We start from the raw sequence: 16,014 nt of genomic DNA, 5'->3' as shown, positions 1-16,014 counted from the left end.
GAGTGTAAAGTGATGGGAAAGAGAGTTCATAAGGGAATTCTGGTTGGGCTGGCACTGGTGTTAACAGGGGTGCTGGCGGCTTGCGGATCCGATAACAGCGGGTCTGGTGCGGCAGGTGCTTCAGCAGGATCAGGAACAGACGGGACCAAGGAAGGAAGCAAAGTAGTTGAACTGCTCAACGTTTCCTATGACCCGACACGGGAACTTTATGAGGAATATAATAAGGCATTTGCCGCGCATTGGCTGAAAGAGAAGGGTCAGGAAGTGACCATTAAACAATCTCACGGAGGTTCGGGTAAGCAGAGCCGTTCCGTCATTGACGGACTGGATGCAGATGTGGTGACGCTGGCGCTTGGCTATGATATTGATGCGATTGAAGATAAAGGCCTGATTAATGCAGGCTGGCAGGAAAAATACGAGCATAACAGTTCACCGTACACGTCCACCATTGTGTTTCTGGTGCGCAAAGGTAATCCCAAAGGCATCAAGGATTGGGATGATCTGATCAAAGGAGACACCCAGGTGATTACACCGAATCCGAAAACATCGGGCGGCGCACGGTGGAACTATTTGGCGGCATGGGGTTATGCCCTGAAGCATAACAACAACGACGAAGAGAAGGCCAAACAGTTCGTGGCAGAACTGTTCAAACACGCTCCTGTGCTCGACTCGGGTGCTCGAGGATCAACAACGACATTTGTGGAACGCGGCATTGGCGATGTGCTGCTGGCTTGGGAGAATGAGGCATTCCTCTCGGTGAAAGAGCTGGGACCGGACAAATTCGACATCGTTGTGCCTTCCATCAGCATTTTGGCTGAACCCCCTGTGGCGATCGTGGATAAAAATGTAGACAAAAAAGGTACCCGCGATGTGGCGGAGGCTTACCTCCAATACCTTTACAGCGAAGAAGGCCAGACGATTGCTGCCGAAAATTACTACCGTCCAACGCTGGACCGTGTGAAAGAGAAATTCAAGGACCAGTTCCCGGCGCTGGAGCTGTTCACGTTAAAAGATGTTTTTGGTACTTGGGGGGATACCCAGGCCAAACACTTCAAAGATGGCGGTGTCTTCGATCAGATCTACGTACCGGGCAGCTAGGAACACCTCTTCTCGGAACCGAGGAGTCGAACTGGGAGAACAACGAAAGTGCAGCAGAACCAAAAGAGAGCAAAAGAAACACAACAAAAGAAACACTACAAGAGCACATATTGCACTGTACGCAGCCAACCAGCCCTACCGGCTGACGGCGGAGAGGGTGAATAGGCATGAGCAAGGGGATCGCAATCCGGGGAAGGCGAACACTGCCAGGATTCGGATTAACGATGGGTTACAGCGTATTGTATCTGAGTCTGGTCGTGCTGATTCCACTGACGGCACTGATATTCAACTCCACAGGATTGACTTGGGCAGCGATGGTGGAAGTAGCCACCAATCCAAGAGTGCTGGCTTCGTTTCGGGTCAGCTTCCTGACAGCCGGAGCAGCGGCTTTAATTGATCTGTTCCTGGGCCTGCTCCTGGCTTGGGTGCTGGTCCGGTATTCATTTCCCGGTAAACGAATATTCGATGCGGTCATTGATCTGCCGTTTGCGCTGCCCACGGCAGTAGCCGGAGTGGCTCTTACGGCAATCTATGCCGGAAACGGTTGGATTGGACAGTTCGTAGAGCCTTTGGGCATCAAGCTGGCATACTCTCAGGCCGGAATTACACTTGCGCTCATGTTTATCGGTATTCCGTTTGTCGTACGTACCGTGCAGCCAGTGCTGGAGGAGCTTGAGGCAGAAGTGGAAGAGGCTGCGGCAACGCTGGGAGCAGGGCGATGGCGAATTTTCCGCACTATTTTGCTGCCGGATTTGATCCCCCCGCTGCTGACAGGGTTTGCACTGGCTTTTGCCAGGGGCATTGGTGAGTACGGTTCAGTTGTATTTATTTCAGGCAATATGCCGATGAAAACGGAAATCGCGCCGCTGCTCATCATGGCAAAGCTGGAGCAGTTTGATTATGCAGGAGCTGCAGCCACAGCCCTGCTGCTCTTATTGATATCGTTTATCCTGCTGCTCATCATCAACTCCCTGCAGCGCTGGAGTCGTAAGGCAGGGAGAGCGTGATATCGCAGCAGCATCAGAGGAGGTGAGGAGAGGAAGCTCGAATAACCTCGCATTCTGTCCGTGCGGCCTGCCCATTCGTGGCGGCCCGGACGGGAATACACAGCCGCGCTGCGTCACGCTCACCCAAACCGAAGGAGGTGTATTTATGGCGAGTTCTGTACCCCTTGGTCCTGTTCCGCCTGTAAAAACCGGACGCAGTACAAATTGCGCGACAACAGAGGCAGCTTGGGTAAAATGGCTGCTGATCGGACTTGCGAGTCTCGTCCTGATCTGGCTGCTGATCCTGCCGCTGGTGATCGTGCTCATGGAAGCGCTGAAGCAAGGCTGGGGTGTCTACATGGCTGCGCTGACGGAACCGGATGCCTTGTCTGCACTGAAGCTGACTCTACTGGTTGCCGCAATCACCGTTCCGCTAAATACGATTTTTGGCGTGGCGGCAGCCTGGGTCATCACCAAATTCCAGTTCAAAGGGAAAGGACTGCTGATTACCCTGATTGATCTTCCCTTTTCCATCTCGCCTGTCGTTGGCGGTTTGATCTTTGTTCTGGTGTTTGGCTCAAACGGATGGTTTGGCCCATGGCTGGCCGAGCATGATATCAAAATTATTTTTGCGCTGCCGGGCATTGTGATTGCGACATTGTTTATTACCTTTCCTTTCGTGGCGAGAGAACTGATTCCGCTCATGGAGGATCAAGGAACTCGGGAAGAAGAAGCGGCTGTGACGCTTGGCGCCTCCGGGTGGCGCATCTTCTGGAGCGTGACGTTACCCAACATTAAATGGGGACTTCTGTACGGCATCATCTTGTGTAACGCGCGTGCCATGGGTGAATTCGGAGCTGTATCTGTAGTGTCTGGACACATTCGCGGAGAAACGAACACCCTGCCGCTGCACGTTGAAATTCTGTATAACGAATATCAATTTTCAGCTTCCTTTGCTGTGGCCTCGCTATTGTTAATCCTGGCCTTGGCTACGCTGCTGCTCAAAAGCTGGCTTGGGCATAAAGCCGTGTCAGATAAGGGGTAGTTGTACTGAAAGCGTAAGAAAAGAGCTGGAAAAGGAAGCTGCTGTATGGGATCAAAATATCAATTGACAGCCGCTGGAAGCCCTGATATTGTATAAACCAAGTATATAGGTTGGATAAGAATGAATTATAATCTTTTGGAATACAGATGTTAACAGGATTATAACGGGTGGAAGCCCGAGAAGAGGAGGCGGCTCTATGGCTAAGCCGTTAAAAGTGGATGAGGTATGGTTGGACCGAATTGCCGGACAGCTGAATGACATGGAGTTTGGTTCACTGCACATCGTAGTACATGAGGGTCAGATTGTGCAGATGGAGCGAACGGAGCGCAGGCGTTTTGAAAATACGTCCTCAGGCAGCGCCTCCAAATCCGGCAGTACCTCTCGAAGTACCTCATCCCGTTCCGTTCGTGGATCAAATGCGAGTGCCAAAGGATAGAGAAGCCTAAACGTATGATCATGATGTATTGACATGAAATCTGAAACGTTGTTTGGAGCGAATTTACGAAATACGTCATTTACTTCATAGTGCAATTAGGATGATAAGCTGAGAAGGGTCGTAGATGCAAAAAAAAACGTAACAAACGCTGCAAACGTGGAAAACGTAAAAAGTGCTGCAAACACAACCTGCAGCTAAACAATATAAATAAATGATGAAAGGCTGCTCTTCAAATCACGGAAGTGACTTGGAGAACAGCCCTTTTTGTGCACTAACCATTTTACCTGTTCAGAAAGCAGGATTATAAGACAAATATAATCACTAGAGACGAGTTGTTCAATTCTCTGAATTGGAATGTTTCACTTGTCTGAACTGGATATGAATTTTCGGGAGGCATCTGTATCATTCATCTCCTCCTCCACGGATTCAGAGATTGACGCGATGTCACTGCTGCCGGCTTCTCCGCTGTCGGTATGCCCGGCATAGGGACGCTCACTGCGGGAACGTGATCCGGTCAATCTGAATCCTGAGGCAAAAAGAATCAGCTGCAGTGCAAGAGCGTAAGGCGCTGCCGCAAGTCCGATCAGGTGAAGCAGCGCGCACAGCGCAATCAGCAGCGAGAGCCATCTCAGTAAGGTGCCGGCTGTCCCCCGTTTGGGACTGGCCCACAGCAGATAACCGTAAACGATGGTCAGCATGAGGGAAGCGCACTGTATCCATGGTAGAATTCCTTCCCATGAGTCCAGCATGATGCCTTCTCTCAGGAGTTTGTTGTAGAAACTTCCGAATAAAAGTGCAGTGGCTGCAAGTGCGGCAGGTTCAGCAGCCGGGCGGATAATTGTCCAGATGGACCTGCCCCAGTGCACGGAATGGGCATTCCGGATGAGTTCTTCCGAAAGTGCGGTGCACTCTCGTTCCAGCGCTTTATGCATAAGTGCAAGTCTGGCCGTATCGTGGTCTTTAACGCATTCACGAATCTGGTCATGCAGCTGCGGGGAGAGGCATGAGGCCGTCCTGCAGGTCAGCATTGCCTTCAGCAGCTCATGGTGCTCGTGTTCAGATACTTCATATTTTCGCTGTTCCCAAATGGTAAGTTGTCCCAAAAGTTTTGTGCTTATGTATAATGTATCTCGTACCCTTTGTATTCGTCTTTCCCGGCTGCGGCGAATTTCTGTGGCCGACCACAGGTATGTTACCAGAAGCAGGGCGATCACCCCGAGCAGCGCCGCTTCAGCGCCAGGATATGAGGGCAGGATATCGAACCAATGTTGAAACACAATTTTTCCTCCTCTGCACCAACTTAACGTATTGAAACACGGTTCACGCAAGCTTTCTCTCACTATTACACAGGAAGTCGATGAATTCAAGCAGATGGAGCGTTGATTTAGAGGATATCTTAGGGTATTTATACGAAATACAGGAGGCCCATTCACCTGCTGGTTGAGCGAGGCGAATGGACTGTGAGGCATGTGATACCCTTCATTCACAATTGGAGAATTCACGGATTTCTGTTAGGATACACCTGTGCGAAGAGAAATCATGTGTTGGAGGAAATCAGTGTGAAATGGACGGAGAAGGAAAAAGCCCAGAAGGGTCTGCTTTACGATAATAACAATGATGAACAGTTAGTTAAAGAACGCACTTTTGCTAAGGAAATGTGCTATGACTATAACCAAATTCGGCCAAGCAATCTAGCGGAAAGAGAGGCTCTTATCCGGAAGCTTTTTGCAAAAACAGGAGAGAAATTTCTGATCGAGCAGCCGTTTTATTGCGATCAGGGATATAACATTGAGATCGGAGAACATTTTTATTGCAATCATAATACCGTTATGCTTGATGCGGGTAGAATCCGTTTTGGAGATCACGTATTCATTGGTCCTAATTGCGGGTTCTATACACCTGAACATCCACTCGATGCTGAACAGCGAAACCAAGGCTTGGAGATTGCCTTACCGATCTCAGTAGGAAATAATGTGTGGATTGGGGGAGGAGTAACCGTCCTGCCCGGCGTCACGATTGGAGACAATGTCGTTATTGGTGCGGGGAGTGTCGTTACCAAACCTATTCCTGCCGGCGTTATTGCTGCCGGGAATCCATGCAGGGTCATCAGGGAGATTACAGAGGAAGATCAGCATAAATATCCACGCATTTAGATGAAGCATTAAATGGCAGTTCATTAAAATCAGAAGGGAGAACAGTGGATGGATGAGGTGAAAATTGAACATGCACCGCCAGCTGCGGTGGAATATTTGACGCTGCGGCAGATTGCCGGGCTTAGCCCGATGAGCCGGGAAGGAGCCGAGATTGGACTGCCGCGGAGTTTATTTGCAGTATGTTTACGAGAGGACGATGTCCTGATTGGTATGGGGCGTGTCATCGGGGACGGCGGCTGTTTTTTTCAGGTGGTCGATATTGCGGTCCATCCCGATCTGCAGGGGAAGGGCTACGGGAAAGTGATTATGATCGAGATTATGAACTATTTACGCGAAGCCGTACCTGCGCGAGGACTCGTCAGTCTGCTGGCTGATGTTCCTGCTGATCGCTTATACGCTCAATTTGGCTTTGAATATACAAGTCCGAAGTCAGAGGGAATGTGGTGGAGGCAGGGGGAGCAGGATGTGTAAAAATAGACCGTTAACCTTTGGACAACCAAAGGTTTTTTGGCATGATGAACTTGGCGCCCTGTATAAAACAGGGATGTTGATTCGAGTTTACAAGTGCTCATTTCCGGTTTAAGATGACGTGAGCCGTTTAAGGTATATAACAAAAGGAAATCGCATTACAATAACGATATTGATGAGACGACATCGACAGAAAAGAGGGAATGGATATGAAAGTAGCGATTTTTGGAGCAACTGGCGAAATTGGGAAAACCATCTTGTGGGAATTGATGGATCGCGGTCATGAAGTAACGGCAGTCGTGCGTGATCCATCCAAGGTGGAGATGGTACATAAGCGCTTGCGTGTGGAGCAGGGGGATATACTTAACCCCGATCAGGTCGCTGATTTTGCAGCCGGACAAGAAGCGGTAGTCAGTGCTTATGGGCCGAAGTTTGGCGAGGAAGAGGAACTGCTGGAAGTGACTCGGTCACTGATTGAAGGCGTGCGCCGTGCAAATGCAGGACGTCTGGTTGTTGTTGGCGGGGCAGGGAGTCTGATGACCGATTCTGGCGAAATGCTTATGAATACACCTGGATTCCCCGAAGAAGTAAAACCGCTGTCGCAGGCCCATGCGGATGCCTATGGACTTCTTGAGGAATCAAACATTCACTGGACTTATATGAGTCCGGCGGCAACGATCACTACAGGGCGGAGAACAGGTCAATTCCGGATTGGCATGAACCGTGTAATTACAGATGATTTGGGCGAGAGCAGCATATCTGTAGGCGATTTTGCTGCGGCTTTAGTAGATGAGCTGGATGATCCGCAGTTTATTCAAGCGCGGTTTACGGTGGGATACTAAGCATACGCCGTTTTGGGGAAATCCTTTGGCAGTAGGAACGTATAGGATGGCGCTTGGATCGGATGGAATGGCAGGACGTAGAAACGGAAAGCTAATGAATGTTAATGGCGGATGCAGATAAAATGAGCATGTCGATCGGGAGGGATGACTGTTGTTTATCGTGACGGCTGATCAGATGCGTGCGGTGGACGAGCATACGATCCGGCATCTTGGCATTCCTGCAGCCAGTTTGATGGAGAATGCAGGCAGAGCGATTGCCGAGGAAGTCATCAAACTGTGCCGGGGGGGCCAGTGTGGTCGTGGCCGGTTTGCAGACGATGAAGCTCAACGTGAAAATGGTAAGGGCGATTCAGGCATTCGCCCCTGGCTTGATCATGGCCCGGCCAAAAGGGCGGAACGGGCACACACCGGGCCCGGCGATCGCGCGGGTTATGGGGGCGACATCATCGCCGACCCGGCGCTGGTGATGCTGCATCCCGGTGATCAGCACTGGTATATGCTGATCGGCAAGGGTAACAATGGCGGCGACGGGCTGGTTGCGGCGCGCCATCTGGTGGAAGCGAGGCTCGGCGTGACGTTGGTCTACGCCGACGACCCGGAGGCACTGCGGGGCGAAGCCGCAGTGCAGAGAGATGCCGCCGCACAGCTCGGCATCCCTGCCGTGGTCCACGGGCGCGAAGCCGTGGACTTCAGCCGGTGCACGGGCATCGTGGATGCGCTGCTGGGCACCGGCTCGCGAGGGGCGCCGCGCGGCGCGTACGCGGCGCTAATTCAGGCGGCGAACGACAGCGGCAAGCCGGTCGTGTCCGCCGATGTGCCAAGCGGGCTGGATGCCGATACGGGGGAGGTGTACGAGCCCTGTGTTAAAGCCCGGGTGACCGTATGCCTTGCGCTGCTTAAGCGCGGGCTGGTACAGTACCCGGGCGCTTCTGCCGCGGGGCGCATTGTCGTGCGCGGCATCGGCATACCCGCGCGGCTCGCGCCGGAGCATGGCCCCTCGGTCCGTCTGCTGACGGAAGAGGTGCTGCAGGCTGTGCTGCGCGTGGACACAGGCCGCCGCCGGGCACCGGACGGCCATAAGGGCACCTACGGCCATGTGCTGCTGGCCGCAGGAAGCATGCCGATGAGCGGCGCAGGCCTGCTCTCGGCCAAAGCCGCGCTGCGCGCAGGCTGCGGGCTTGCCACATGGGCGCTGCCCGCGGCGCTGATGCCGCATGTCATCGGCACCGTGCCCGAGCTAATGCTTGCCCCTGCAGCCGATGACGGCAGCGGCGAATGGAACGCGGCTACCGCCGCAGCTGTGCTGCGCCTTGCGGAGAGCCGCGACGTGCTTGCGACCGGCCCTGGCCTTGGCCGCTTCGAAGACGACACCGACTGGCTGCGCCGTCTGTGGCAGCAGACGGATCGTCCGCTTGTTATTGACGCGGACGCCCTCAACATGCTGGCAGATGCAGGCCCGGGCGGGCCGCGCATCTGGGGACAGCGCAGTGCGGCGACGATCCTTACGCCGCACCCAGGCGAGATGGGCCGTCTGCTGGGCATGCCGACCCCCGAGGTGCAGCGTGACCGAATTGGACACGCTGCACGGTACGCCCGCGAGCAGGGCGTGACCCTTGTGCTCAAAGGAGCACGAACGGTCATCGCAGCGCCTTCCGGCGAGGCGTACATTAACACCACCGGCCACGCCGGCATGGCAACCGGCGGTGCAGGGGACGTATTGACCGGCATCATCGCCGGTCTGCTTGCCCAAGGACTAAGCGCAGAGCAGTCCGCCGCATTCGGCGTATACCTGCATGGACAGGCAGCCGAACGAGCAGCTCTGCTGCGCGGTGACCCGTCATCCCTGCTGGCTGGAGATATCATTGATGCGCTGTAAGAAACATCTTAAACCAGCGAGCAGCATCATACAAAAGCATTAACATATAAATGTGCTGGACCTGACTAATGGATTAAACCTACGTACAAGCGGTATCAAAGAAGGATCAAAAAAGGAGCCCCATCCAAGTTGAAGTGCACCCCTTAGAATAGACATTGGAAAAACCCCTGGGTTTAACCGATGAAATTCTAGGGGGTGTATTTTTTATGGCGATTAAGGGACAAAAGTTTAAAACGTATTCGGAGACGTTGAAAAATGAGGCTATTCGTCTGCACACGGTTGAGGGCTGGACTTATCGAAAGATTAATGAGCATCTGGGAATTCATGACCCAGGACGAATGAAGCGCTGGATGAGAAAATATCGGGAACAAGGTGAGTTTGGACTGATGGATCAGCGAGGGCGACGTAAAGAATACTTGGACCAAGACCGTTATGTCCAAAAACTGAAACGGGAGAATGCGTTGCTAAAAAAGTGCTTGGTCATCTGGAAGGAGGAAGCAAACAAGAAAGATTTCAGATCATAGAAAAAGTAGCGGCATACGGGGATATCCAGAAACTTTGTGATGTATTTGGCGTGTCACGGAGTGGATTTTATGCCTACATAAAACGTAAACGATTTGACCGCGATACAAAGGCGATGAACCAAGTACTTCAAACCTATCAACGATATGAAGGGAAATATGGTTATCGACAACTCCAGTTGTTCCTTTGGCAAGATCAGGGGACTTGGATGAACCATAAAAAGGTGCTCCGCCTGATGCAAATGCTCGGTATTCAATCCAGGATTCGTCGTAAACGACGCTCCAGTGGCCCGTATGCACCTGCGCAGCGAGTAGCAGAGAACTGCCTGAAGCGAGACTTCAGTGCAGAAAAACCGAATCAGAAATGGGTAACGGACATTACCCAGTATCGTGTGGGAGAGCGCTGGATATATCTTTCAGCTATAAAGGATCTGTTTAATAACGAAATTGTGGCCTACGAAATAGGCGAACGCAACGATAATGAACTGGTGCTCCGCACATTCAGTAAGGCGTTTGCGAAGCAAAAAGACGTGACCGGACTCGTCGTTCACAGCGACCAGGGTTTCCAGTACACGTCTCATGCTTACCACGACATGCTGCCAAAGGTTGGCGCCCGAATCAGCATGTCTCGCCGAGGAAATTGTTATGACAATGCCTCGATGGAGAGTTTCTTCTCGCATCTCAAAACGGAAGGACTCTACCCTTATCATATCCGAACGCTTAACGAAGCACAAAGCAAAATCGAAAAATATATTCGTTTTTATAATCGAAAGCGGCCACAACGGAAACTGAAAAAACTGACGCCGGTAGAGTACCGACGCCAGTTTGCAGCCTAGGGTCTTTTTATAATGTCTACTAAATGGGGTCTTGACCAAGTTGTGGAGGGCTCCTTTTTAGTATTATATTCTCAATAATAATAGAAACATGGTTTAATCATTGTTTATGGTCAGCGACCATTGGATACGCTGCAGCAGCATTACCAAAACCAAGGCCGAACCAGCGAACCAAACGCATGAATCGAACCCAAGGCTACACACACGAACCGAATCCACAAATCCAACTTAAAAAAGACTCACTAACTATTACTGACGAAGGCGAGTTACCTAACGCTAATATCCACTCTTAGAAGGTGGAAATTTCTAACGATCCTGAAGAACTTTATTTGGGGTATATTCTCAAACTTTATTCTCTAACGATCCCAGGGAACCCTATTTCGATCATTTAGGTTGGAAATGGAGCCATTACTTCAATTTTATCCAAAATAAGCTCCGTGGAAATCGTTAGAATCTCTAACGACTCAAAATCATTCAAATAAGGTCACCTGAGATCGTTACAATAAAATGTAATGTCTTGCTCAGCACGGAATTACTATGATTTCGTCGAATCCCTCAGCGAGGCTGCCCATATATGAGCAGTATGCAGCCTTAGCCGCACAACCAGCCAATATGATTCCCCCAAAATTTACATGATACGCCTAGAATCAATACAATATGCATACACCGTACGTACAACACACGTGCACTACTACGCATACACCGTATGTACACCACGCGTACACCATACGTACACCGCGAGTTAGAAGGATCACGCGCTGCATGTCATCCGCTGCTCTCCAGGTTATCCTAGAGACGGAAACGCTGGAGTTCCTGATGCATTTCCGCACTGATATCACGCAGTGACTTGACTTTGATGCTTGCTTCGTTGAAGGAGCGCTGCTGCTCCGCAGTAGAAGCAGTGATCTCTTCGCTGCTGGCCGCGGACTGCTCGGTGATGGCACTGATATTTTCGATGGCATGCTGTACTTGGGAGCTAAGCTGGCTTGAGTGATGCATATCGTCAGCAAGCTGCTGGATACCCGCACTGATCCGCTCTACACTTTCGCGGATGGCCGAGAAGGATTGCCGTGTCTGGCCAGTGGCTTGTTCCTGTTCACCAAAGAGCTGCGTACTCTGCAGCACAGAGCTTTTTACTTTTTCCATCGATTCGGTAATCTCATTCACAGCCGCATAGATGTGTTTGACGGACTGGGCAGACTGCTCAGCGAGTTTGTTCACTTCTCCTGCCACGACAGCGAAGCCGCGTCCGGCTTCCCCCGCACGTGCAGCCTCGATGGAGGCATTCAGAGATAGAAGGGTTGTCTGCTTCGCGATCTCGGATACATATCCTGTCATTGTAGTGATGCGAGCCGCGCTTTCTTCCAGTTCCAGTACAGTCTGTTCCACTTCGGACATCGCTTGGCGGTTCACTTCGGCCAGCCGCAGCTGTTCTTTAATGGCCTTGTTCCCCTCTTCCACCGTAGCTAATACGTCACGTCCAGCCATGGCGGATTGGGAAGTGGCCTGCAGATTGCCATGAAATGTAGACTGCATTTTGTCGACTACGATGACGGTTTCGCTGAGGTCCTCGGCAATCTTCTGGCTGCCGATGGACAGCTCTTCCGTTGTACGGGAGACCTGCTGCACAATCGCTTGTACCGTATCATTGCCGCGGTCAATATCCTGTGCCATCTGATCTACTCGCTGTCCAGCTGTATCGATGGACTGGATAATGCCGCGAATGTTATTCGTCATTTGCCCGAAGGAGCGGCTCAGATCATCAAGTTCATCTTTCCCTTTAGGTTCAGGCAGCGTTTGGGTCAGATCACCGCTAGCGATATGTCCCGCAGCTTCCTTGAGCAGTCGAATGCGCTTGGATATCTGACGTGATGTGTACATATTAAACAGCATGACCGTGATGAACAAAAGGGCAGCACCGCCCAGAGCCACCTGCCAGGTCATTTGGATGTCATTCTCTAGATCCAACGTGTACTGTGTGTACCGCTCCCGCGTAATCTCATTCAGCGAATAAATGTCATTCTGTATGCCTCGAACCCGTGCGCTGTAACGCTTCGCTTCCGCACTGTTCATGCTGGTCATGGCCTCGGCAGCGCCTTTTTCCAGTGCCTGCAGCTTTGTTTGAACCGTTTGAATGAGCTGCCGTTCCTCAACCGTTTCCAGCAGTCCATCGTTCAGCTCCTTAATTAAGGCTTGGCCTTCTTTTAGAAGAACCAGTACAGCTTCCTGATTACCGGCCGTCATCGAGAAGGAGTAAACATCCAGCGCCTGCTGTGTCTGAATTTGATTGGAGTTCAGCTCACTTACCTTCAGCATGGCAGGTACCAAGTTTTGATTTTTCGCATTCATGCCGAGCAGTTCCGTGATGATATATGCGACCAGCGCAAGACATAGAAGCACTGAGATCAGAGCATTGATGATGAGTTTTCCCTGTAATTTCATATGCGTACCTCCTCGATCCGTGGGTTATGGATTCAATGTAATTTTAGTTTGACCCGAAGAAATTTTAGTTTTCAGATCATCGAAGGTTTTCTGCTGCTCCTCACTCAACGTGATGTTGTGCAGCCCAGTCAAGCCTACTGCGTTCTCTGCCAGCCCCTCTACGATTTCCTTTTTCGGGAAGGTATGTTTGTTCTCAATGAACGAATTCACTGCGTTATAGATGGAGACATCTATATTTTTCAGCATGGATGTAAGGATTGCTTTTTCCGCCAAAAAGAATTGATCCGTATCCACGCCAATGGCATATTTACCCTGTGCCTGTATTTCGGCCAGTGCGCCTACACCGGTAAGACCGGCGGCCACATAGATCACATCGACATTCTGTTCCTGGATCATTTTTTGAGCCAGCTGTTTGCCGAGATCCGCATTGCCAAAATCACCTGCATAAACAGCTTCTACAGCAGCCTCGGGGTTAACGGCGAGTACGCCCTGTTTGAATCCCTGCTCAAAATCTTTGAGTGCTGGAATCTCCATTCCACCCAGAAAACCGACATGGTTCTCTTTGGAAGCCATGCCTGCAACGATACCAGCCAGATAACTTCCTTCTTCGGCACGAAATGAGATGGATGCAATGTTAGGCAGGGCAGACTGACTATCAATTAACAGGAATTGCTGATGTGGATATTTAGCGGCAGCCTTCTCCATATCCGTCAGAACCGTATTGCTCAGACCGATAATGAGATCGAACTTCTCTTTGGAAAACTCCTCAAACGCAGCTTCAGCCGTCAAATCCTTGCTGGGTTCGCGATAGTCAAAAACAATGCTCTTCTCGTCTCTGGCCTTGACCAATCCGTTAAAAGCAGCATCATTGAACGATCGGTCTCCCAGTCCCACTTCCGTGAGGACAATCCCCACTCTGGTTTTGGTATCTGCAACCGCCGCTTTAGAGCTGTTGGAACAGGCCGCCAGTACCAGCAGCGTCAGGGCCATGAGTATCGTGAGCCCCATTCGGATGTGCATCATTTTTTTCATTGAAATGCCCCCATTTCTTTGTGCTTTTATGTATGCTTATGGAAATTTACTGGATGATAGATGGACACCAGTCATCTATGCAGCGAGATTTTCCCTTTAACTATATCGGTGAAAAATGTGTTTTTTTAATGGTGTTTAATGAAAGTTTACAGAAATATAAATCCATTTCATGAATTAAACGTGGTTCTTACAATTGTGTTGTTACATTACATTAGACTTCTCTCCAGTTATAAGTTTGCCTTGAATTAAACGTGAAAATAAAAAAAGCAAAGCAGAGTAATTTCACTCTACTTTGCTCTGCCCTGCTTGACCTTTACATACGTCACGTCTAATCGATACGACCTATCTTAAAGCCTATTTTAAAAGCCTTTTTCAGTATTATAAGTCCTTATTACATCCTTAGGTTATCCACTCCAGAACTATCCCATTAAGTACATAATCGTCCAGTACGCATCACTGCATTATTAATCTCTACCATGCTCTCTACCACGCTGCTATTGAGCCATCCGTTCGGCTTTCCGTTCCTCCGCATAACACACCCGTGTGCGGGTTGCGCCAAATGATCTGCCCGCGTCCAAACGGGGACGAATCCAGCTCAGTTCGGATATCATGCCCTTTACGAGCGAGTGCTTGGGCAATGTGAGGGGGGAAGCCCTGCTCAACCAGTATCGTTTTGTCCTTGATCCACTGCCAGCGCGGAGAATCGAGCGCAGCCTGTGGATTGAGCTGATGATCGATCGTATTCATGATGACCTGCACATGACCTTGCGGCTGCATGAAACCGCCCATTACCCCGAAAGGGCCGACCGCTTCACCGCCATGGGTGAGAAACCCGGGGATGATGGTATGATACGTACGTTTACCCGGCTCCAGTGCATTGGCATGCTGCGGATCAAGCGAGAAGTTATGCCCGCGGTTCTGAAGTGCAATGCCTGTGCCCGGCACCACCAATCCTGAACCAAAGCCCATATAATTACTCTGGATAAAAGAGACCATGTTTCCTTCGCCGTCTGCGGCAGCCAGATATACTGTTCCGCTGCCGCGCGGATCACCTGCCTCTGGTGCCCGTGCCGTATCTCCAATCAGCTTGCGCCGTTCTGCGGCGTACGCTTCAGACAGCAGTTCTTCCACAGATACGCCCATCTTGCGTTCTTCCGTAATGTATTTTTCTCCATCGGCAAAAGCCAGCTTCATTGCTTCCAGCTGCCGGTGATAACTCAGAACGGATTCCTTCTCGGCAAAGTCAAATCCCTTCAGCAGATTAAGTGCAGATAGGGCGATGAGTCCTTGCCCGTTCGGTGGAATCTCCCACACATCATAGCCGCGATAGGAGACAGAGATCGGATCAACCCATTCAGGCTGGAAAGCCTTCAGATCGTCACGGGTGAGGTAACCGCCATGCTCGGCCATAAAAGCGTGAATGCGTTCCGCCAGTTCTCCTTCATAAAAGTCTCGCGCTTCGCTCTCGCCAATTCGGCGCAGCGCGGCCGCATGGCCCGGCGAGCGCCACACTTCCCCCGCAGCGGGTGCACGCCCGCCAGGGGCAAACGTCTCAAACCAAGCACGCCCTGCTTCCGCATCGCCCTGGCGTGCATAGACCTCGGCTGCCCGCGCCCAGTGGCGGGCCAGCCCCGGCGCAAGCGGATAACCCTCCTCCGCATAGCGGATGGCTGGTTCCAGCGCTTGCGCCAGCGTGAGCCGTCCAAAACGACGGCTCAGCTCCGCCCATCCTGCCGGTGCGCCAGGCACCGTCACCGGCACAACCCCCAGCTTCGGCATCTCCGTACAGCCTGCCGCTCGAAGCGCCTCAATCGAAATGCTCTGAGGCGCAGGCCCACTGGCATTCAGGCCGTGCAGCTTGCCCTCTGTCCAGACGAGGGCAAAAGCATCGCCACCAATGCCATTGGAGGTCGGCTCCAGCACGGTGAGTGCTGCCGCAGTGGCGATGGCGGCATCAATCGCATTGCCGCCTTGTTTCAACACATCCAGACCAGCCTGCGCAGCGAGCGGCTGCGACGTCGCCACCATGCCCTGTTTGGCGTATACCGGCACACGGTATGAGGGATAGGGTTGGTAAAGGGGATCAAAGTTCATTTGTCAATCAGCTCCTTGTCGCGAGATGTCAGATTCCGTTTCTTAACCGGAGTAAAGCTTCTAACCCTTTTCGCAACGGGATAACCAATCTCCTGCCAAACCAACCAAATCCAACCTGACACCAAGAGTGAGGAGCATCAATACATGCCTTTCAGAGTGCGGTTCTCTGCTAATGCATGTCTAGGTCT

Annotated in this window: 14 protein-coding genes; 10 read left to right on the top strand and 4 right to left on the bottom strand. The window is 51.4% G+C overall.

Going from position 1 to position 16,014, the window contains the following annotated elements:
* The first annotated feature begins 12 nt into the window (after nt 1–12).
* The 4 genes from ABXS70_RS23490 (at nt 13) to ABXS70_RS23475 (ending at nt 3,565) form a co-directional block, all read left to right on the top strand.
* On the top strand, nt 13–1,098 hold the full coding sequence (locus tag ABXS70_RS23490) for a sulfate ABC transporter substrate-binding protein (protein ID WP_366291263.1): 1,086 nt from the start codon (nt 13–15) through the stop codon (nt 1,096–1,098).
* Nucleotides 1,099–1,265: 167 nt separating this feature from the next.
* Nucleotides 1,266–2,105, top strand: coding sequence for a sulfate ABC transporter permease subunit CysT (gene cysT / locus ABXS70_RS23485; protein WP_366291260.1), 840 nt, complete (start codon nt 1,266–1,268; stop codon nt 2,103–2,105).
* Between the two features lie 145 nt (nt 2,106–2,250).
* Nucleotides 2,251–3,129 carry a sulfate ABC transporter permease subunit CysW gene (gene cysW / locus ABXS70_RS23480; protein ID WP_366291257.1) on the top strand — a complete coding sequence of 293 codons (879 nt, stop codon included), beginning with the start codon at nt 2,251–2,253 and terminating at the stop codon, nt 3,127–3,129.
* 196 nt (nt 3,130–3,325) lie between these two features.
* Nucleotides 3,326–3,565 (top strand): YezD family protein, encoded by a 240-nt coding sequence (locus ABXS70_RS23475; protein ID WP_342553997.1) that lies wholly within the window; start codon nt 3,326–3,328, stop codon nt 3,563–3,565.
* A 359-nt stretch (nt 3,566–3,924) separates the two neighbouring features.
* Here ABXS70_RS23475 and ABXS70_RS23470 read toward each other — a convergent pair whose 3' ends face one another.
* A complete protein-coding gene (locus ABXS70_RS23470; protein ID WP_366291254.1) occupies nt 3,925–4,842 on the bottom strand; it encodes a hypothetical protein in 918 nt (305 codons plus the stop codon).
* Nucleotides 4,843–5,124: 282 nt separating this feature from the next.
* On the opposite strand from ABXS70_RS23470, the gene ABXS70_RS23465 reads away from it, so the two are divergent.
* The 6 genes from ABXS70_RS23465 to ABXS70_RS23440 all read left to right on the top strand — a co-directional run bounded on the left by ABXS70_RS23465 (nt 5,125) and on the right by ABXS70_RS23440 (nt 10,261).
* Nucleotides 5,125–5,718 carry a sugar O-acetyltransferase gene (locus ABXS70_RS23465; protein ID WP_366291251.1) on the top strand — a complete coding sequence of 198 codons (594 nt, stop codon included), beginning with the start codon at nt 5,125–5,127 and terminating at the stop codon, nt 5,716–5,718.
* Nucleotides 5,719–5,766: 48 nt separating this feature from the next.
* The gene (locus ABXS70_RS23460) at nt 5,767–6,189 is read left to right on the top strand and encodes a GNAT family N-acetyltransferase (protein WP_342554000.1); all 423 of its coding nucleotides are present in this window, start codon (nt 5,767–5,769) and stop codon (nt 6,187–6,189) included.
* A gap of 206 nt (nt 6,190–6,395) precedes the next feature.
* Nucleotides 6,396–7,028 (top strand): NAD(P)H-binding protein, encoded by a 633-nt coding sequence (locus tag ABXS70_RS23455; protein ID WP_342554001.1) that lies wholly within the window; start codon nt 6,396–6,398, stop codon nt 7,026–7,028.
* Between the two features lie 151 nt (nt 7,029–7,179).
* Nucleotides 7,180–8,904, top strand: coding sequence for an NAD(P)H-hydrate dehydratase (locus ABXS70_RS23450; RefSeq protein WP_366291246.1), 1,725 nt, complete (start codon nt 7,180–7,182; stop codon nt 8,902–8,904).
* A gap of 206 nt (nt 8,905–9,110) precedes the next feature.
* Nucleotides 9,111–9,428 carry a transposase gene (locus ABXS70_RS23445; RefSeq protein ID WP_342553461.1) on the top strand — a complete coding sequence of 106 codons (318 nt, stop codon included), beginning with the start codon at nt 9,111–9,113 and terminating at the stop codon, nt 9,426–9,428.
* Complete coding sequence (locus ABXS70_RS23440; RefSeq protein ID WP_342553462.1) at nt 9,377–10,261, top strand: IS3 family transposase; 885 nt, start codon at nt 9,377–9,379, stop codon at nt 10,259–10,261. Before ABXS70_RS23445 ends, ABXS70_RS23440 begins: the two co-directional genes overlap by 52 nt.
* Nucleotides 10,262–11,047: 786 nt before the next feature.
* Here ABXS70_RS23440 and ABXS70_RS23435 read toward each other — a convergent pair.
* The 3 genes from ABXS70_RS23435 to ABXS70_RS23425 all read right to left on the bottom strand — a co-directional run bounded on the left by ABXS70_RS23435 (nt 11,048) and on the right by ABXS70_RS23425 (nt 15,826).
* Complete coding sequence (locus tag ABXS70_RS23435; RefSeq protein WP_342554003.1) at nt 11,048–12,700, bottom strand: methyl-accepting chemotaxis protein; 1,653 nt, start codon at nt 12,698–12,700, stop codon at nt 11,048–11,050.
* A gap of 24 nt (nt 12,701–12,724) precedes the next feature.
* Nucleotides 12,725–13,732 carry a BMP family ABC transporter substrate-binding protein gene (locus ABXS70_RS23430; RefSeq protein WP_366291243.1) on the bottom strand — a complete coding sequence of 336 codons (1,008 nt, stop codon included), beginning with the start codon at nt 13,730–13,732 and terminating at the stop codon, nt 12,725–12,727.
* A gap of 483 nt (nt 13,733–14,215) precedes the next feature.
* Nucleotides 14,216–15,826, bottom strand: a complete 1,611-nt coding sequence (locus tag ABXS70_RS23425; RefSeq protein ID WP_366291240.1) for a gamma-glutamyltransferase family protein — start codon at nt 15,824–15,826, stop codon at nt 14,216–14,218.
* Between the last annotated feature and the right edge of the window lie 188 nt (nt 15,827–16,014).

The sequence above is a fragment of the Paenibacillus sp. AN1007 genome (assembly GCF_040702995.1).
Classification (GTDB): Bacteria; Bacillota; Bacilli; order Paenibacillales; family Paenibacillaceae; genus Paenibacillus.
Note: the sequence above shows the minus strand (reverse complement) of the source record. Positions and strands in the feature narration are given on the sequence as shown.

Bases quoted from the DNA above. Each gene is read 5' to 3' on its own strand.
- ABXS70_RS23490 (WP_366291263.1), top strand. From the start codon at position 13: ATGGGAAAGAGAGTTCATAAGGGAATTCTGGTTGGGCTGGCACTGGTG.
- cysT (WP_366291260.1), top strand. From the start codon at position 1,266: ATGAGCAAGGGGATCGCAATCCGGGGAAGGCGAACACTGCCAGGATTC.
- cysW (WP_366291257.1), top strand. From the start codon at position 2,251: ATGGCGAGTTCTGTACCCCTTGGTCCTGTTCCGCCTGTAAAAACCGGA.
- ABXS70_RS23475 (WP_342553997.1), top strand. From the start codon at position 3,326: ATGGCTAAGCCGTTAAAAGTGGATGAGGTATGGTTGGACCGAATTGCC.
- ABXS70_RS23460 (WP_342554000.1), top strand. From the start codon at position 5,767: ATGGATGAGGTGAAAATTGAACATGCACCGCCAGCTGCGGTGGAATAT.
- ABXS70_RS23455 (WP_342554001.1), top strand. From the start codon at position 6,396: ATGAAAGTAGCGATTTTTGGAGCAACTGGCGAAATTGGGAAAACCATC.
- ABXS70_RS23445 (WP_342553461.1), top strand. From the start codon at position 9,111: ATGGCGATTAAGGGACAAAAGTTTAAAACGTATTCGGAGACGTTGAAA.
- ABXS70_RS23435 (WP_342554003.1), bottom strand. From the start codon at position 12,700: ATGAAATTACAGGGAAAACTCATCATCAATGCTCTGATCTCAGTGCTT.
- ABXS70_RS23430 (WP_366291243.1), bottom strand. From the start codon at position 13,732: ATGAAAAAAATGATGCACATCCGAATGGGGCTCACGATACTCATGGCC.
- ABXS70_RS23425 (WP_366291240.1), bottom strand. From the start codon at position 15,826: ATGAACTTTGATCCCCTTTACCAACCCTATCCCTCATACCGTGTGCCG.